At 69.8% G+C, this 13,137-nt stretch carries 10 protein-coding genes and 2 pseudogenes; 7 read left to right on the forward strand and 5 right to left on the reverse strand.

Going from position 1 to position 13,137, the window contains the following annotated elements; genetic code table 11:
* Positions 1 to 298: 298 nt before the first annotated feature.
* Positions 299 to 1,255, reverse strand: a complete 957-nt coding sequence (locus tag OG395_RS30280; RefSeq protein ID WP_327245754.1) for an HAD family hydrolase — start codon at positions 1,253 to 1,255, stop codon at positions 299 to 301.
* Between the two features lie 158 nt (positions 1,256 to 1,413).
* On the opposite strand from OG395_RS30280, the gene OG395_RS30285 reads away from it, so the two are divergent.
* The 7 genes from OG395_RS30285 to OG395_RS30315 all read left to right on the forward strand — a co-directional run bounded on the left by OG395_RS30285 (position 1,414) and on the right by OG395_RS30315 (position 11,096).
* Positions 1,414 to 1,689 (forward strand): glutaredoxin family protein, encoded by a 276-nt coding sequence (locus OG395_RS30285; protein ID WP_326604418.1) that lies wholly within the window; start codon positions 1,414 to 1,416, stop codon positions 1,687 to 1,689.
* 272 nt (positions 1,690 to 1,961) lie between these two features.
* Positions 1,962 to 2,735, forward strand: coding sequence for a redox-sensing transcriptional repressor Rex (locus tag OG395_RS30290; RefSeq protein WP_327245755.1), 774 nt, complete (start codon positions 1,962 to 1,964; stop codon positions 2,733 to 2,735).
* On the forward strand, positions 2,732 to 4,234 hold the full coding sequence (locus OG395_RS30295; protein WP_327245756.1) for a glutamyl-tRNA reductase: 1,503 nt from the start codon (positions 2,732 to 2,734) through the stop codon (positions 4,232 to 4,234). Before OG395_RS30290 ends, OG395_RS30295 begins: the two co-directional genes overlap by 4 nt.
* Positions 4,231 to 5,217 (forward strand): hydroxymethylbilane synthase, encoded by a 987-nt coding sequence (gene hemC, locus OG395_RS30300; RefSeq protein ID WP_327245757.1) that lies wholly within the window; start codon positions 4,231 to 4,233, stop codon positions 5,215 to 5,217. The genes OG395_RS30295 and hemC overlap by 4 nt, the downstream gene beginning before the upstream one ends.
* Complete coding sequence (locus tag OG395_RS30305) at positions 5,214 to 6,881, forward strand: bifunctional uroporphyrinogen-III C-methyltransferase/uroporphyrinogen-III synthase (protein ID WP_327245758.1); 1,668 nt, start codon at positions 5,214 to 5,216, stop codon at positions 6,879 to 6,881. The genes hemC and OG395_RS30305 overlap by 4 nt, the downstream gene beginning before the upstream one ends.
* A 126-nt stretch (positions 6,882 to 7,007) precedes the next feature.
* Entirely contained in the window at positions 7,008 to 8,006 is a 999-nt protein-coding gene (gene hemB, locus OG395_RS30310) for a porphobilinogen synthase (RefSeq protein ID WP_327245759.1), read from the forward strand.
* A gap of 246 nt (positions 8,007 to 8,252) precedes the next feature.
* The gene (locus OG395_RS30315; RefSeq protein ID WP_327245760.1) at positions 8,253 to 11,096 is read left to right on the forward strand and encodes a PDZ domain-containing protein; all 2,844 of its coding nucleotides are present in this window, start codon (positions 8,253 to 8,255) and stop codon (positions 11,094 to 11,096) included.
* A 45-nt stretch (positions 11,097 to 11,141) separates the two neighbouring features.
* On the opposite strand, the gene OG395_RS30320 is transcribed toward OG395_RS30315, so the two are convergent.
* The 4 genes and pseudogenes from OG395_RS30320 to OG395_RS30335 form a co-directional block, all read right to left on the reverse strand.
* Positions 11,142 to 11,948 (reverse strand): DUF4253 domain-containing protein, encoded by an 807-nt coding sequence (locus OG395_RS30320; RefSeq protein WP_327245761.1) that lies wholly within the window; start codon positions 11,946 to 11,948, stop codon positions 11,142 to 11,144.
* A gap of 51 nt (positions 11,949 to 11,999) precedes the next feature.
* A complete protein-coding gene (locus OG395_RS30325) occupies positions 12,000 to 12,659 on the reverse strand; it encodes a maltokinase N-terminal cap-like domain-containing protein (RefSeq protein WP_327245762.1) in 660 nt (219 codons plus the stop codon).
* Positions 12,660 to 12,683: 24 nt separating this feature from the next.
* Positions 12,684 to 12,812 (reverse strand): annotated as a pseudogene (locus OG395_RS30330) (DUF397 domain-containing protein); the annotation flags it as partial.
* Positions 12,803 to 13,009 (reverse strand): annotated as a pseudogene (locus OG395_RS30335) (Scr1 family TA system antitoxin-like transcriptional regulator); the annotation flags it as partial. The pseudogenes OG395_RS30335 and OG395_RS30330, both read right to left, overlap by 10 nt.
* Positions 13,010 to 13,137 lie beyond the last annotated feature (128 nt).

The raw sequence follows: 13,137 nt of genomic DNA on the forward strand, positions 1-13,137 counted from the left end.
CGTCTGAGGAGAATAACGCTTCGTACAGGCAGTGCTACACCCAGTTGCTCAAATCATCGATTCCGTCGCTTCTGTAGCGACTATGCGACGCATCAAGTAGCACATCGTGACCGGTTATTGATCGGATTACTTCGTGATCTGGCTGCGGCCGCGACGGGTTGTGGTCGGGTGCGCGCAATCCGACTGGCGGGAGCGGTCGGTGGGTAAGAGGTCCCGATTGGCGGCGCGGCCGGGCGTGGCCCGGCCCCCCGGAGGCGGGGGCCGGGCCACATGGTCGGTGCGTCGGTGCGTCCGCGGGTCAGCGGCGGCGGCGGTGCAGGGCGACTGCGGCCGCGGTGCCGCCCGCGAGGGCGCCGACACCGGCGGCGGCCGGGATGCCGACCTTGGCCGCCTTGCGGCCCGTGCGGTAGTCGCGCAGCCGCCAGTCCAGGGCCCGGGCGTGCTTGCGGAGCTTGGTGTCCGGGTTGATCGCGTACGGGTGTCCGACCAGGGACAGCATCGGGATGTCGTTGTGCGAGTCGCTGTACGCCGCGCAACGCGCCAGGTCGAGGCCCTCGGCAGCGGCCAGGGCGCGGACCGCCTCGGCCTTCGCGGGCCCGTGCAGCGGTTCGCCGACCAGGCGGCCGGTGTAGACACCGTCGACGGACTCGGCGACCGTGCCGAGCGCGCCGGTCAGGCCGAGGCGGCGGGCGATGATCGTGGCCGTCTCCACCGGGGCGGCGGTGACCAGCCAGACCCTCTGTCCGGCGTCGAGGTGGGCCTGGGCGAGGGCGCGGGTGCCGGGCCAGATGCGGTCGGCCATGTATTCGTCGTAGATCTCCTCGCCGATGGACATCAGCTCGGAGACGCGGTGGCCCTTGACGATGGACAGGGCGCTGTCGCGGGCGTCCTGCATGTGTTCCGGGTCCTCGACGCCGGCCAGTCTGAACCAGGCCTGCTGCCAGGCGAACCGGGTCAGCTCGCGGCGCTGGAAGAACTTGCGTTTGTACAGGCCGCGGCCGAAGTGGAAGATCGCCGCGCCCTGCATGACGGTGTTGTCCAGGTCGAAGAAGGCGGCGGCCCGTTCGTCACCGACGACCGGGAAGGCCGGTTCCGGCTCCTCGGTCGTGACGGGGGCCGTGCCGGTGGATCGTCCGGCGGGCTGTTCGGCGGGGAGTGACGACTTCCGCGCTGCCTCGGCTGCTGCCTCGCCTGCCAGCACGCTCCGTGCTGTCGCGGAACGCCTACGGGGTGTGAGCCATCCAAGAGCGGCCATGTCGTGAGCATAGCCAGTCCGTTCGGCCTTGACCGACGTGCCGGGATGCGGTGGCGTGAACTCTCGGGGACCGAATTGTTAAACGGGCGATTCCGGGCGTAACGGATCGGCGCCCGACGGGCTCCGGAAACGGCGGGCGGGCGGCGCAGAATAAAGACATGAGTGCCTTGTTGCGTCGCACGAAGAAGAAGCCCGCGGACCGTGTCGTGACCCTGGTCGGGAAGCCCGGTTGTCACCTCTGTGACGACGCGCGGCTGGTGGTGAGGGAGGTCTGCGAGGAGACCGGCGCGTCCTGGGAGGAGAAGGACATCACCCAGGACGAGGAGCTGCACCGGGAGTACTGGGAGCAGATTCCGGTCGTCCTCATTGATAACGAACAGCACACGTTCTGGCGGGTGGACCCGGCGAGGCTGCGCAGCGCACTGCTTTCCTGAGCGAAACCCGGTTACCATCGTGGGCGTTTTGAGTGGTCTCGGGGGTGTAGTCGTGAGGAGTGTGTACCGCCTTGCCCCCTTCGGGCCTGCAACGGGCTGATGCGATCCGTGGTTCCGGGATCGCGCGACGGATGTGCGTGACCCCGGTCACTTTGACCGGACAAAACGGACACCATCTTTGTGCACGCGTTCACAAAGACATAGCCTGCATTCGACGGGGCGGTCTTGGAACATATGGCCGCCTGCAGCCCCGCTCATCCCGCAGGAGCACCGTGGCAACTGGCCGAACTCACCGACCGGCGACCCGTAGCCGAGGAATTCCCGAGGCCACCGTCGCCCGGCTTCCGCTGTATCTCCGCGCACTGACCGCGCTCTCCGAGCGCTCGGTCCCCACGGTCTCGTCCGAGGAACTCGCCGCGGCGGCGGGGGTCAACTCCGCCAAGCTGCGCAAGGACTTCAGCTACCTCGGGTCGTACGGGACGCGCGGCGTCGGGTACGACGTCGAGTATCTCGTCTACCAGATCTCCCGCGAGCTCGGGCTCACCCAGGACTGGCCGGTCGTCATCGTCGGTATCGGTAACCTCGGCGCCGCGCTCGCCAACTACGGCGGCTTCGCCTCCCGTGGCTTCCGGGTCGCCGCGCTGATCGACGCCGACCCCGCGATGGCCGGTACGCCGGTCGCCGGGATCCCCGTCCAGCACGCCGACGAGCTGGAGAAGATCGTCAGCGACAACGGCGTGTCGATCGGTGTCATCTCGACCCCGGCCGGTGCCGCGCAGCAGGTCTGCGACCGGCTCGTCGCCGCGGGCGTGACCTCCATCCTGAACTTCGCGCCGACGGTGCTCTCCGTGCCCGAGGGCGTCGACGTCCGCAAGGTCGACCTGTCGATCGAGCTCCAGATCCTTGCCTTCCACGAGCAGCGGAAGGCGGGCGAGGAAGCCGTCGGCGGGAGCAGCGTCGACCCGGCCGCGCCGCCCGTGCGCGCCGCCACGGACAGCAGCCGGAAGGGACCCGACGGGGACGTTCCCGCCGTGATGCCGGCATGAGTCTTCTTGTCGTAGGGCTGAGCCACCGCAGCGCCCCCGTCTCCGTACTGGAGCGGGCCTCGCTGGCTGCCGGGACGCAGGCCAAGCTGCTGCAGGACGTCCTTGCCGCGGAGCCCGCGGCCGAGGCCGCCGTCCTGGCCACCTGCAACCGCATCGAGCTGTACGCCGACGTGGACAAGTTCCACGCCGGTGTCGCCGAGTTGTCCACGCTCCTCGCCCAGCACAGCGGGGTCGGGCTGGACGAGCTCACTCCGTATCTGTATGTGCACTACGAGGACCGGGCCGTCCACCACCTCTTCTCGGTGGCGTGCGGGCTGGACTCGATGGTCGTCGGCGAGGGCCAGATCCTCGGCCAGATCAAGGACGCGCTGGCTCTGGGGCAGGAGCTCCACACCGCCGGTCGCCTGCTGAACGACCTGTTCCAGCAGGCCCTGCGGGTCGGCAAGCGTGCCCACAGCGAGACCGGGATCGACCGGGCCGGGCAGTCGCTCGTCACCTTCGGTCTGCAGCAGCTCGCCGGCGGCGCCGATGTCGCCGTCTGGGCGAAGGGCAAGCGTGCCCTGGTGATCGGCGCCGGTTCGATGTCCTCGCTGGCCGCCGCCACGCTGGCCCGTGCAGGTGTCGCCGAGATCGTCGTCGCCAACCGGACCCGGGCCCGCGCCGACCGGCTCGTCGAGATCCTGCATCAGCCCGGCGGTACGGGAGTGACTGCCCGCGCCGTGGAGATGGCCGCGGTCTCCGACGAACTGACACGTGCCGATGTCGTCGTCTCCTGCACCGGTGCGACCGGTCTCGTGCTGACCGCCGAAGCCGTCGCCGGAGCGCTCGGGCTGCCCTTCGACGGGGCCGTCACCGCCCCCCCGGCGCCCGCCGTGCCCGCCGCCGACCTGGATCAGCACGCCGCGTGGGTGGAGAACGGCTCCGCCACCACGACCGCGCAGGTACAGGCCGTCCGCCGGGCCACCGTGCCCGCGCAGTCCCAGTCCGCCGGACCGGTCAGGCTCGCCCTGCTCGACCTCGCGATGCCACGCGACATCGACGGCGCCTCGACGCGCCTCGACGGTGTACGCCTCGTCGACATCGAGTCGCTCGCCGAGGCGTCCGCGGACGCCCCGATGGCCGCCGATGTGGACCAGGTGCGCACCATCGTCGCCGACGAGGTCGCCGCGTTCGGTGCCGCCCAGCGCGCCGCCCACATCACGCCGACCGTCGTCGCCCTGCGCACGATGGCCGCCGATGTGGTGGCCGGCGAGATCGCACGGCTCGACGGACGCCTCCCCGACCTGGACGAGAAGCAGCGCGCCGAGATCACACAGACCGTGCGCCGCGTCGTCGACAAGCTCCTGCACGCGCCCACCGTGCGGGTCAAGCAGCTCGCCAGCGAGCCCGGCGGCGCCGGGTACGCCGATGCGCTGCGGGAACTCTTCGACCTCGACCCGCAGACGGTCGCCGCCGTCTCCCGGGCAGACCTGAACGACCCGAATAGAGGGCGGTCATGACCGACAACTCATCCCAGCGCGCGCAGACCGACGTGCCGCTCCGGCTGGGCACCCGGCGCAGCAAACTCGCCATGGCGCAGTCCGGCCTCGTCGCCGACGCGGTCAGCGAGGTGACCGGGCGCGCCGTCGAGCTCGTCGAGATCACCACGTACGGAGATGTCTCCCGCGAGCACCTCGCGCAGATCGGCGGCACCGGTGTGTTCGTCGCGGCGCTGCGGGAGGCGCTGCTGCGCGGCGAGGTGGACTTCGCCGTCCACTCGCTGAAGGACCTGCCGACCGCGCAGCCCGAGGGCCTCGTCCTCGCCGCCGTGCCGGTGCGCGAGGACCCGCGCGACGTGCTGGTGGCGAGGGACGGTCTGACCTTCGAGCAGCTGCCGTCCGGTGCCCGCATCGGCACCGGTTCGCCCCGCCGCATGGCGCAGCTCAACGCGTACGCCCGCAGCCATGGCCTCGACATCGAGACCGTGCCGATCCGCGGCAACGTCGATACGCGTATCGGATTTGTACGAAGCGGTGAACTGGACGCGGTGGTTCTTGCCGCGGCCGGGCTCAGCCGCCTCGGCCGGATCGGTGAGGTGACCGACTTCCTGTCGGTCGACACCGTTCTGCCCGCTCCCGGCCAGGGAGCACTGGCGATCGAATGCGCTGCAACCAGCGCGGACCTCGCCGCAGCGCTCGCCGAGCTCGACGACCCGTACACCCGGGCCGCCGTGACCGCCGAGCGCGCCCTGCTCGCCGCCCTGGAGGCCGGCTGCTCCGCACCTGTGGGTGCGCTGGCCGACCTCCTGGTCGACGGACAGGTTGTCAACGAACTGCGCCTGCGCGGTGTCGTCGGTTCCACCGACGGTTCCTCGCTGGTACAGATGTCCACCACCGGTCCCGTCCCCACGTCGCCCGACGACGCGGCGGCCCTCGGTCGCGAGCTCGCGACCGAGATGCTTGCCAAGGGTGCGGCCGGTCTTATGGGGGAGCGAGCACTTTGAGCCCCACCGGCCCCGCCGCATCCGACTTTCCGGTCCTGTCCGCAGGGCACGTCACCTTCCTCGGCGCCGGTCCCGGCGATCCGGGACTGCTGACTCTGCGCGCTGTCGAGGCGCTCGCGAGCGCGGACGTCCTTGTCGCCGAGCCGGACGTTCTCGGCGTCGTCCGCGGCCATGCGCGGGCAGGCGTAAGCACGCCCGAGCTGGCGGTTGTTGACGTGACGTCAACAGCCGCCGGGGTGCCCGTTCTCAGGGACGCGGCCAATCTTGTCATGGAGGCCGCGAAGGGCGGCAGGCGGGTCGTCCGTGCCGTCTCCGGGGACCCGGGCCTGGACGGGAACACGGGCGCGGAGATGCTCGCCTGTGCCGCGGCCGGCGTTCCCTTCGAGGTCGTGCCGGGTGTCGCGAACGCCGTCGGCGTGCCCGCGTACGCCGGTGTGCCGCTGCGTGATGCGCAGGGCGCCGACGTCCGGTTCGTCGATGCCCGGACCGCGTCGGACCGCTGCTGGGCCGAGGTCGGCGCGAGCGATGCCACGGCGGTCGTCTCGACGACGCTGGACTCGGTCGCGGCCGCTGCGGGCGAGCTGGTCTCGGCGGGCCGCAAGCCCGACACCCCGCTGACCGTGACGGTCGCGGGTACGACGACGCGCCAGCGCACCTGGACGGCGACCCTCGGGACGATCGCCCAGGTCCTGAAGCAGGCGAAGGTGCTGCCGTCGCCGGACGGGCACCAGCCCGTCATAGCCGTGGTCGGTGAGCGCAGCTCCGCCGCCCAGCGGGACCAGCTCTCGTGGTTCGAGTCCAAGCCGCTCTTCGGCTGGAAGGTGCTCGTGCCGCGGACGAAGGAGCAGGCGGCGTCGCTCTCCGACCAGCTGCGTTCGTACGGCGCCGTGCCGCACGAGGTCCCGACGATCGCCGTCGAGCCGCCGCGTACGCCCCAGCAGATGGAGCGCGCGGTCAAGGGCCTCGTCACGGGCCGCTACGAGTGGATCGCCTTCACCAGCGTCAACGCGGTCAAGGCGGTCCGGGAGAAGTTCGAGGAGTACGGGCTCGACGCCCGTGCCTTCGCCGGGATCAAGGTTGCCGCGGTCGGCGAACAGACCGCCGCCGCACTGATCGATTTCGGTGTGAAGCCGGACCTGGTGCCGTCCGGTGAGCAGTCCGCCGCCGGTCTGCTGGAGGACTGGCCGCCGTACGACCCGGTCTTCGACCCGATCGACCGTGTCTTCCTGCCGCGCGCCGACATCGCCACGGAGACGCTCGTCGCCGGCCTCATCGAGCTGGGCTGGGAGGTCGACGACGTCACCGCGTACCGCACGGTCCGCGCCTCGCCGCCGCCGTCCGACACGCGTGAGGCGATCAAGGGCGGCGGTTTCGACGCGGTGCTCTTCACCTCGTCGTCGACCGTCCGGAACCTGGTCGGTATCGCGGGCAAGCCGCACAACGTGACCGTCATCGCGTGCATCGGCCCCGCCACGGCGAAGACCGCGGAGGAGCACGGCCTGCGGGTCGACGTGCTCTCCCCGGAGCCGTCGGTGCACAAGCTGGCCGAGGCGCTCGCCGAGTTCGGCGCGCAGCGCCGGGAGGCGGCGAAGGAGGCCGGTGACCCGGTGACGCGGCCGAGCGAGCGGCGTCCGGGTGCTCGCAGGCGTCGTACGACGACCTGACCGGCCCGTTCGGGGGTGTTCAGGGGCTCGGTTGCTTCGGCGGCCGGGCCCCTGCCCGTTCTCCGGTCCGTTTTTCCGGCACGGGTGTCGGTAAGACGGTGATGTGTACGGGTCTATCGTCGAAGGATGACTGTGTACGGAAACTTCCCCGGCTCCCGCCCCCGGCGGCTGCGGACGACCCCGGCGATGCGACGGATGGTCGCCGAGACACGGCTCGACCCGGCGAACCTGATCCTGCCCGCGTTCGTACGCGAGGGCATCACGGCGCCCGTCGCCATCTCGGCCATGCCCGGTGTCCAGCAGCACACCCTGGACACCCTGCGGAAGGCCGCGGTCGACGCGGTCTCGGCCGGGGTCTCCGGGATCATGCTCTTCGGTGTTCCGGCGGATGAGAAGAAGGACGCCCGGGGGACGGCGGGCACCGACCCGGACGGCATCCTCCAGGTCGGTCTGCGCGCGGTGCGCGAAGAGGTCGGTGACGACCTCGTCGTCATGTCGGACCTGTGCCTCGACGAGTACACGGACCACGGTCACTGCGGCGTCCTGACCGCCGACGGCCGCGTCGACAACGACGCCACCCTTGAGCGGTACGCCGAGATGGCCCAGGTCCAAGCGGACGCGGGCGCCCATGTGGTCGGCCCCAGCGGCATGATGGACGGCCAGGTCGGCGTCATCCGTGACGCGCTCGACCAGACGGGTCACGAGGACGTCTCGATCCTCGCCTACACGGTGAAGTACTCGTCGGCGTTCTACGGGCCGTTCCGTGAGGCGGTCGGCTCCTCGCTCAAGGGCGACCGCAAAACGTACCAGCAGGACCCGGCGAACGCCCGCGAGTCCCTGCGCGAGCTGGCGCTCGACCTCGACGAGGGCGCCGACATGGTCATGGTCAAGCCGGCCGGACCGTACCTGGACGTCCTGGCGAAGGTCGCCGACTCGGTGGACGTGCCGGTTGCCGCGTACCAGATCAGCGGCGAGTACTCGATGATCGAGGCCGCCGCCGAGAAGGGCTGGATCGACCGCGACGCGGCGATCATGGAGAGCCTGACCGGGATCCGCCGCGCGGGTGCGCAGATGATCCTGACGTACTGGGCGACGGAGGTCGCGCAGCGGCTCGGGCGGCGCTGAGCGGACGCGTTCTCGAAGCGGCCCGGCCCACGGAATCCCCGTGGGCCGGGCCTTCGTGCGTTCGGGCGGAGCTCTTCCGGAGGCTCTGATGCGATCCGGGGCGTCTCAACCTCTTGACGATCATCCGATGTATTTATAGCTTTCGGTGCGGTAATCCCTGTACAACTCGCAGAAGTTGGGCTCAGACATTGGATGCCTGGCTTCTCTGGAAAGCCGACCCGGCGTGACCGTCGATGAGGAGTGCCCATGCGCGCCGTCCCAGGCCTGTGTCCCGGCCGCCGAACCCCGGCCTCAGCGCTGACTTCCGTCGTGGCCGTCGCCGCGATGGGCGTCGGGCTGGTTGTACTGCCCGTCGCCCCTGCCGCCGCCCGGAGCGGGGCGCCGATCGTCTTTCACGTCTCACCCACCGGCAGTGACAAGGCCAAGGGATCGGCGGCCAAGCCGTTCCGGACGCTGGAGCGGGTTCAGAAGGCTGTCCGCACATCGCTTCGTGCGGCGGTGCGTCAGGAGAGACCGGTCGATGTCGTGGTGCACGGCGGTACGTACCGGGTGCAGTCCACGCTGAGATTCGGCGTCGCCGACTCGGGTACCGCGAAAGCCCCGGTCCGCTATGTCGCGGCGCCCGGCGAGCGCGTCGTCATCAGCGGCGGCCGCACTCTCGCACCCCAGTGGCGCTCCTACTCGGGCGCCGTCGAGGTCGCCGACATCGGAGCCGGCCTCGACTTCGACGGGCTCTTCCTCGACGGGGAGCGGCAGACGCTTGCCCGGTACCCGAACCACGACCCGGACACGGCGATCCTCGGTGGGTACGCAGCCGACGCCATCTCCGCGCAACGCGTGGCCCGTTGGAAGAATCCGACGACGGCTCTCGTGCGTGGTCTGCACAACGGCATGTGGGGCGGGAACTCCTTCAAGGTCACGGGCGTGAAGGCGGACGGCACGCCGGAGCTTGCCTGGGTCGGTGACAACAACCGGGGCAGCGGTCTGCACGGTACGTACCGCATGGTCGAGAACGTCTTCGAGGAGCTCGACGCGCCCGGCGAGTGGTTCTACGACAAGCCCGCCGGGAAGCTCTACTTCTATCCCCCCGAGGGCGTCGATCCCGCGAAGGCGCGTGTCGAGACGGCAGAGCAGAACGAGTTGATCCGAGTGGAGGGCAACGGTCCGGGCGATGCCGTCCACCATCTGACCTTCTCCGGCTTCACCTTCACCCAGACCCATCGCACGCTGTTCAACCAGCCGTACGAGAAGCTCCAGCTCGGCGACTGGGCATTCGCGCGAGCGGCTGCGGTTCATCTGAAGAACACCGAGAACGTCGTGGTGAGCGACTCGCACTTCGACCAGGTGGGTGGCAACGCGGTCCTCGTCGACGGGTACAACAGCCGTGACGCCGTATCGGGCAATGAGTTCAGCCACTCCGGAGCCTCCGATGTCGCTGTCATCGGCAGCCCTGACGCGGTCCGTGAGCCGTCCACCTGGGACAGCATGCGCAGGACCATCAGCGACACCCGGCCGGGACCGAAGACGGAGAACTACCCTCGCGACATCAGCATCCGCGACAACTACATGCACGACAACGGTCAGTTCGAGAAGCAGACCTCCGGCGTGCAGATATCGATGAGCCGTCGCGTCACCGTCGACGGCAACACCATCCACGACGGTCCCCGTGCATGCGTCGACATCAACGACGGCACGTGGGGCGGGCACCTCATCGAGAACAACGACATCTTCAACTGCGTGAAGGAGACGTCCGACCACGGGCCGTTCAACTCCTGGGGCCGCGACCGCTTCTGGCCGCTGACCGCCGATGACGCGACGAAGAAGTCGTACGCAGGACTGGACGCCATGGAGACCACCGTCATCCGCCACAACCGGATCCGGCACTCCTCGCACTGGGACATCGACCTCGACGACGGCAGCTCCAACTACCTCATCGAGGACAATCTGCTGCTCAATGGCGGGGTCAAGTTGCGTGAAGGCTTCCACCGGACCGTACGCAACAACGTGTTCGTCAACGGCGGCGCGCACTTCCATGTCTGGTTCGCGGACAGTGGCGATGTCGTCGAGAAGAACGTCTTCGTCACCGACACCCCCTACAGCCTGATCCAGGTCGACATGGCCAGGAGCAAGCCCGTCATCAACGACAACCTGTTCTGGAACAACGGGAAGACCGTCCAGGGGCTCGGCGACGCCTGGCGCGCCCAGGGGCTGGACACCCGGTCGGTGATCGCCGACCCGAAGTTCACGGGTGCCTCCCCCTTCGACGACCCGAAGAAGCTCGACTACACCGTCGGGTCCGATTCGCCCGCGCTGGCGCTCGGCTTCCGCAACATCGCGATGGACGGCTTCGGCAAGGCCGGTTCCCCCACGCCGCCGCCGCTCACCTGGCCCACCGTGTCTCCCGCCACCGACACCCTCGACGCCTTCCCGGAACCGCTGCTGGGCGCCCCGGTGACGCGGATCCACTCCGACGCGATCAAGTCCGCCACGGGCCTGACCGACACCAACGGTCTGCACCTGGCCGCCGTGCCGAACACCTCGGAGGCGTACCGGCAAGGGCTGCGCGCCAATGACGTCATCAGAGAGATCGGAGGCCGTCAGGTCACCGACCGCAACAGTTTCTGGCTCGTGTACAACCAGGCGGCTCCCGGCACCGACGTTCCGCTGAAGGTCTGGCGCAACCAGGCATCGGCCGACGTGATCCTGCGCAAGCCCGTCGGCGGCGAGCAGATCAACAACACCTCAGGGGTCGTGTACACGGGCACCGGATGGGACTGGAAGAACAGCTCCCGGGGCGGGGCCGGTGGATGGGCCGACGACGTGCATGCCACGCAGGCCGCGGGCGACTCCTTCGAGCTCGCCTTCAACGGCACCGCGATCGACCTCATCACCCAGGTCAACACCGACGAGGGCGAGGTCGAGCTCTTCCTCGACGGCCTGTCCGTCGGCACGATCGACAACTACAACGCCACTCGCGTGCACCAGAAGACCGTCTTCAGCAGGACCGGGCTGACACCCGGAATCCACACCCTCAAGGGCGTCATGAAGACGAGCGACTACATGATCGTCGACAGTTTCAGGATCCACTAGCGGGAGAGGGGGCGGGGACCTGGGGCGAGGTCCCCGCCCCGGCTCTCAGTCCCACCAGAACGACCAGGACTCCTTGCCCAGCACGTACTGGTCCGCGTAGGCGCGCAGGGTGTCCGGGGTGTTGTGGGCGATGTTGTCCGGGCAGAACGCGAAGTGCTCGGCGGCGACCGCCACCGCCTCGTCGACGGTGGTGGGCGGTGTGGCCACCGAGACGGTCAGGTGGTCGAAGCCGAGCGCCACGACCCGTATGCCGAAGCGGTCCTCCCAGGACCGGAGCACTGCGCAGAGCCGCGCCACGTCGTTCTCGTAATTGAGCGGGCCCGTCCAGCCGATCGCCGCCGGTATGTCCGCGCTGCGCCGGGCGGGTACCAGGGCCGCGCGGGCTCCCGGTATCCGGCTGTCCTCGGCGGTGAGGCGGGCGGCGATTCCGGCGGCCCGTTCCTCCGCGTCGACGGGGTCGCTCACGGACGGGTCGGGTGCGAGGCCCGGCCAGTCCGGGCCGAACGGGTCGATCGCGGCGCCTTCGAGCTCGTCCTCCGCGTACTCCTCCCAGAGTTCGCCCAGCACCTCTTCGGCGTCGTGGTCGCCGGGGTACGACGTCATGCCGGGGTTGAGCTCCCAGTTCTCGGGCCACTCACCGCGTGTCCCGCCGTCCAGCAGTACGGGGAGCAGCCCGACCGCCCTGCCTTCGGCGAGCAGTAGCGGCCAGGTGTCCGGGGTCGCGGGCCCGTCCGCGTACCAGAGCAGCGGTTCGTGCCACGGGCCGTCGTGCGTCTCGTCCACCAGTGTGCCGGGCGGGAGTTGGAGCCCGGAGGTGGCCAGGGACGGAAGCGGGTTCGGGAGCGTCGCCATGACCGCGACTCTAGACGCGGTCACTGACAGCGGTGGGGCGCGGGCCGTGGACTACGGGTGTGCGTGAACGACGGCGAACGCGGTGCGCGCCGTGGTGCCGTCGGGCATCGGCGCGTCCGCGGTGACGTGGCCGAGTACCCGCCCCTCGGTGTCCTGACCGGGTTGGAGAACGCGGTTGATGTGGATGGTCAGGCGTCGTCCGTCGGATGCTGTCTCCACGAGGAGGTCCGTACCGTCCGGGTCGTCGCTCACGGTCGTGGAGGCGATCGCCGTCGTGACGCCGGACTCCGCGAACCAACCGCTGACGGAAGGGTCGGGGGTGTCGCTCGTGCTCTGCATCTGCGGCTCTGCCTCGCCGACGATCAGCGCGAACAGCTGGGCGACGAGGACCGGGTCACGCGTTCCGTCGTACACCCACCGCTGCCCCAGCACCCCGTGCTCGGTGGTGCCGATGAGCGCTGCGTCGGCGCCCGCGATCGGTGCGCCGCGATAGCTGAACGGCACCTGGTACGTGACCGGCTGGTCTCCCGACGTGTCGGTGACCGCCATGAACTCGATCCCCACCTCGCCCTTCGGGTCGTCCAGTCGGAATCCGCCGACCTTCACCAGCTCGGGTTGTCCCTTGCCGCGGTACCAGGGCTGCGCGGGCAGCCAGTCGGCGAGGAGTTCCAGCTTGGTGGGCGTCAGCGTGGTGTGGTGGATGAAAGCCATGGCGGTGGTATCCCTCCCGTGGGCTCAGACGAGTCGCCGGCCGCCGGCGAAGCCGGTGAAGGCCGACCAGGCGGCGGGGGCGATGGTGAAGGGGCCGTCGGAGTTCTTGGAGTCGCGGACGTGGACGGCGGTGGGGTGGGTGGCTACCTCAACGCTCGCAGCATCGCATATTTCTGGGCCAGGATGCTGACCTCATCGGGGTCGGAGACAAGCAGGCCGCCACGCTGTGTTTCGGAGTGGGCGACGTGCTCGTAGTCCGGTGTTTCCAGCAGCGCGAAGGGGCCGTCGGGACCAGCATGAGTGCGACGGTGCAGCGGAAGGATCTGGAGGCAAATGCCCGGGAGTTCTGCGCACGTGCGCGGAACTCCCGCTGCTGCGCGAGCGGTTCCACCGGCGGGAGCGTCGGTCGGTCCGTGCGGCCAGGGAGTTCGTACGCACCGCGCTTGCCGGCGGGGCGGGGGCCGCTGATCGTGGAGGC

Source organism: Streptomyces sp. NBC_01320 (assembly GCF_035974375.1).
In the GTDB taxonomy this organism is placed as follows: Bacteria; Actinomycetota; Actinomycetes; order Streptomycetales; family Streptomycetaceae; genus Streptomyces; species Streptomyces yanii.

Bases quoted from the DNA above. Each gene is read 5' to 3' on its own strand.
- OG395_RS30280 (WP_327245754.1), bottom strand. From the start codon at position 1,255: ATGGCCGCTCTTGGATGGCTCACACCCCGTAGGCGTTCCGCGACAGCA.
- OG395_RS30285 (WP_326604418.1), top strand. From the start codon at position 1,414: ATGAGTGCCTTGTTGCGTCGCACGAAGAAGAAGCCCGCGGACCGTGTC.
- OG395_RS30295 (WP_327245756.1), top strand. From the start codon at position 2,732: ATGAGTCTTCTTGTCGTAGGGCTGAGCCACCGCAGCGCCCCCGTCTCC.
- hemC (WP_327245757.1), top strand. From the start codon at position 4,231: ATGACCGACAACTCATCCCAGCGCGCGCAGACCGACGTGCCGCTCCGG.
- hemB (WP_327245759.1), top strand. From the start codon at position 7,008: ATGACTGTGTACGGAAACTTCCCCGGCTCCCGCCCCCGGCGGCTGCGG.
- OG395_RS30315 (WP_327245760.1), top strand. From the start codon at position 8,253: ATGCGCGCCGTCCCAGGCCTGTGTCCCGGCCGCCGAACCCCGGCCTCA.
- OG395_RS30320 (WP_327245761.1), bottom strand. From the start codon at position 11,948: ATGGCGACGCTCCCGAACCCGCTTCCGTCCCTGGCCACCTCCGGGCTC.
- OG395_RS30325 (WP_327245762.1), bottom strand. From the start codon at position 12,659: ATGGCTTTCATCCACCACACCACGCTGACGCCCACCAAGCTGGAACTC.